Source organism: Actinomycetospora sp., assembly GCF_055612215.1.
In genome coordinates this window covers 1-4,220 of the sequence record NZ_JBVPVA010000411.1, presented here as the reverse complement: position 1 = coordinate 4,220, position 4,220 = coordinate 1, and the positions used below count along the sequence as shown (strand labels likewise).

At 73.0% G+C, this 4,220-nt stretch carries 3 protein-coding genes; 1 reads left to right on the top strand and 2 read right to left on the bottom strand.

Annotation, left to right across the window (positions count from 1 at the left end):
* Positions 1-24: 24 nt before the first annotated feature.
* Positions 25-753, bottom strand: coding sequence for an MIP/aquaporin family protein (locus AC0CYZ_RS11630; RefSeq protein WP_472215426.1), 729 nt, complete (start codon positions 751-753; stop codon positions 25-27).
* A gap of 405 nt (positions 754-1,158) precedes the next feature.
* Here AC0CYZ_RS11630 and AC0CYZ_RS11625 point away from each other — a divergent pair, with 405 nt between their 5' ends.
* Entirely contained in the window at positions 1,159-2,826 is a 1,668-nt protein-coding gene (locus AC0CYZ_RS11625; RefSeq protein WP_472215428.1) for a glycerol-3-phosphate dehydrogenase/oxidase, read from the top strand.
* Between the two features lie 118 nt (positions 2,827-2,944).
* On the opposite strand, the gene AC0CYZ_RS11620 is transcribed toward AC0CYZ_RS11625, so the two are convergent.
* On the bottom strand, positions 2,945-4,220 hold a 1,276-nt coding region (locus tag AC0CYZ_RS11620; protein WP_472215423.1), incomplete at its 5' end, for an MFS transporter.

Sequence of the window (4,220 nt, the reverse complement as noted above, 5' to 3'; positions counted from 1 at the left end):
AGGGGCCGGGGGAGGCCGATCCTGTCAGATCGTGGCAGGCAGCACGAGGGACAGCAGGGCCGCGAGCGCGCCGCCGACCAGTGGCGCGACGACCGGGACCCACGCGTAGCCCCACTCGGGCCTGCCCTTGCCCTTGATCGGCAGGACGGCGTAGGCGATGCGGGGGCCCAGGTCGCGGGCGGGGTTGATGGCGTAGCCGGTCGGCCCACCGAGCGAGGCGCCGATGCCGAGGACGAGCACGGAGACCGCGGCGTAGTTGGCCGGCGACTTGTACGGCCCCTCGAGCAGGAACAGCAGGAGCACGAAGGACGCGATCATCTCCGTGACGAAGTTCCACACCACGTTCCGGATGGGTGGGTTGGTCGAGAAGATGTTGAGCGTCCCCGAGTTGTCCTCGTTGTGGTCGAACTGCAGCTTGTAGACCAGCCACGTGAGGACCGCGCCGACGAACGCGCCGAGGAACTGCCCGATCAGGTAGAAGGGCACCTCCGACCACGGCGTCTTCCCCGCGATGGCGAGGCCGATCGTCACCGCGGGGTTGATGTGACCGCTGGTGGCGTTGGCGATGCTGGCGCCCGCGAAGACCGCGACGCCCCAGCCGATCGTGATGAGCACCCACGACGCGGTGTCGCCGTCGGAGTTGGTGCGGGGGAGGAGCACGGTCGCGACCACGCCCGTCCCGAAGAGGATCAGGATGGCCGTCCCGATGAACTCCCAGAGGATGATCTCGCCGCCGCTCAGCGTCGCCGTCATGCCCGCGCCCTCCAGGTCGTGGAGCCCTCGGGACGGCTCGGTCCGCGCCGACGAGCGCTCCGACATTAAGTCGTGTGGTTCACACCTGTCCATGGACCGTTCGCCTGGACGCGCACGGCCGGGACGGGTATGCGACACCGTCGGACGCCGGGAACGCGCACGTCGGACCGCGGGTACGGTCGGGGCCAAGTCCTCCCAGGTCGCACGGGTCCTCGTCGATGCGCACCGGTGCGGACGGCGACGCCGACACACATCCCACGAGGAGGTTCGCCAGTGGCCGCGAAGTCACCCGAGCACGAATCGGCACAGCAGCACACGGGCCGCGCCTCGGAGGCCGACGAGCTCGACGCCGCGGCGGAGCCCTCGCGGCTCGGCCCGGCCGAGCGCGAGGCCGCCTGGGAGCGGCTGTCCTCCGAGCGGTTCGACGTGGTGGTCGTCGGCGGCGGGGTCGTCGGCGTGGGCGCCGCGCTCGACGCGGCGACCCGCGGGCTGACCGTGGCGCTCGTCGAGGCCCGGGACCTCGCCGCCGGGACCTCGAGCCGGTCCTCGAAGCTCTTCCACGGCGGGCTGCGCTACCTCGAGCAGCTCGACTTCGGGCTGGTCCGCGAGGCCCTGTACGAGCGCGAGCTCAACATGACGCGCCTCGCCCCGCACCTGATCAAGCCGGTGGCGTTCCTCTACCCGCTGACCCACCACGCGTGGGAGCGGCCGTACGTCACCGCCGGGATCACCCTCTACGACACGATGGGCGGCAAGAGCTCGCTGCCCAAGCAGAAGCAGCTCACGCGCTCCGGGGCGCTGCGCATGGCGCCCGCGCTCCGGCGCGACGCGCTCGTCGGGGCCGTGCGCTACTACGACGCGCAGGCGGACGACGCCCGCCACACGATGATGGTGGGCCGGACCGCCGCCCAGTACGGCGCCGTGGTGCGGACGTCGACCCAGGTCGTCGACTTCCTCCACGAGGTCGACCGGGTGGCCGGGGTGCGCGTGCGGGACGTCGAGACGGGCCGCGAGACCGAGGTCCGGGCCCACGTCGTCATCAACTGCACCGGGGTCTGGACCGACCAGATGCAGCACGCCGCCGGCACCCGCGGCCGGTTCCACGTCCAGGCGTCGAAGGGCGTGCACTTCCTCGTCGCCCGCGACAAGATCCCCTCCGACGTCGGCATGATCCTGCGGACCGAGAAGTCGGTGCTGTTCGTGATCCCGTGGCGCAACCACTGGATCGTCGGGACCACCGACACCGACTGGCGCCTCGACCTGGCGCACCCGGCGGCCACCCGACAGGACCTCGACTACCTGCTCGAGCACATCAACAAGGTGCTCGTCACGCCGCTGAGCCACGACGACATCGAGGGCGTCTACGCCGGCCTGCGGCCGCTGCTGGCCGGGGAGAGCGAGGAGACCTCGAAGCTCTCCCGGGAGCACGCGGTGTCGCGGGTGATGCCGGGCATGGTGTCGATCGCCGGCGGCAAGTACACGACCTACCGCGTCATGGCCAAGGACGCCCTCGACGCGGCGGCGGAGGACATCCCCGCCCGCGTGGCGCCGTCGATCACCGACCGCGTCCCGCTCATCGGGGCCGACGGGTACTTCGCGCTGATCAACCAGTCGGAGCACCTCGGGCGGCGCTACGGCCTGCACCCGCACCGTATCCGGCACCTGCTCGACCGGTACGGCTCGCTCCTGCACGGCCTGCTGGCCATGAGCGAGGACGACCGGACGCTGCTGGAGCCGGTGCCGGGGGCGCCGGACTACCTCAAGGTCGAGATCGCCTACGCGGTCGCCTACGAGGGCGCGCTGCACCTAGACGACGTGCTGACCCGGCGGACGCGCATCTCCATCGAGTACGCGCACCGCGGCGCCGACTGCGCCGAGTCGGCCGCGGACCAGATGGCGACCCTGCTCGGCTGGGACCGGGAGACCCGCGACCGGGAGGCCCGCACCTACGTCGAGCGGGTCGAGGCCGAGCGGCGCTCGCAGTCCGTCGACACCGACGAGGAGGCCGACAAGCTGCGGGTGTCCGCGCCCGACCCCCGCGCCGAGCGCCTCGAGCCCCTCGGGACGGCTTGAGCAACCCCGATCAGGCCCGCGCGATGGGTACCTTCGGCCGCATATAGCGGCTGAAGGTTCCCCTCGCGGGCCCGGCGGGGCTCGCGCGACCGACGGGGTCGGCCGGTCCGCCCGTCGCTCAGGACCCGGCCGCGGGCTGCGGCTCGCGGGGCGTGCTCGACCGGTCGGCCGGCGTCGCCGAGGCCGGCAGCGCCACGTGGTGGGTGAGCTCCGGGGCGGTCCCCGGAGCGACGAGCCGCTCCGCGTGCGGCGCGTGCCCGGGCGCGCTGACCACGAGCAGCCAGGCACCGGGCGTCGGCAGGTCCAGCTCGTAGTGCCCCGCCCGGGTGCCGGTCCGGCCGTGCTGGCCGCCGTGCTCGTCGACCAGCGTGATCACGGCCTCGCCCGGCCCCGCGAGATCGACGTGCCCGTGCACCCGGACCCCGGGCCGTGACACGTCGGGTCGCTTGGCGGTGCCCACGACCGGGATCGGCGCCGTGTCGGCCCGCTCATCGCCGGTCCGCTCGCCGGCCGACCGCTCGTCACCGGCCACCGGGGTGGCCTCGGACCGCGCGTCGTCGGTGGGCGTGGCCGGCTCGCCCGACCTCGGACCGGTCGCGGTCGTCGCATCGGGTGTCGGCGCCTCCACCTCGGCCGGTTCCTCCGCGGTGGCCGTGGACCGCCCGCCCATGAACAGCGACACGATCACCGCGAGCACCCCGACGACGCCGGCGGCCATGAACCCGACCCGCAGCCCCTGCGCGTCGGGGGTGGCACCCAGCGTCGTCGACGCGATCGCGGAGATCGTCACGAAGGCGGCCGTGCCGAACGCGCCCGCGACCTGCTGCAGTGTCGCGAGGATCGCGGAGCCGTGGGAGTACAGCGGACCGGGCAGCGACGAGAGCCCCTCGGTCATCAGCGGCGTCATCATCAGGCCCAGCCCGGCCATGAGGACGACGTGGATCCCGACGACCGCGCCCAGCGGTGAACCCGCCCCGAGCAGGGTGAACAGCCACAGGGCCACGGCCATCATGATCGCGCCGGGGATCACCAGCGGGCGGGCACCGACGCGGTCGTAGATCGCCCCGACCGGACGTCCGAGCAGACCGAGCACCAGGCCGCCGGGGAGCACGGCGAGACCCGTCCAGAACGTGTCCTCGCCGAGCACCGTCTGGAGGAACAACGGCAGCAGGATGGCCGCCGCGCCCAACAGCGACATGAACAGCAGGGCGAACAGGATCAGCGCCACCACGAACTGCCGGTGGGTGAACGGCCGCAGGTCGAGCAGGGCGGCGTCGCGCTTCTGCAGGGCGAGCTGGCGCAGCACGAACACCACGAGCGCCAGGGCGCCGATCACGATCGGCGCCCAGGGCGGCACCGCGGCGCCCCCGCCGGTCTCCCCGATCGTGGAGAAG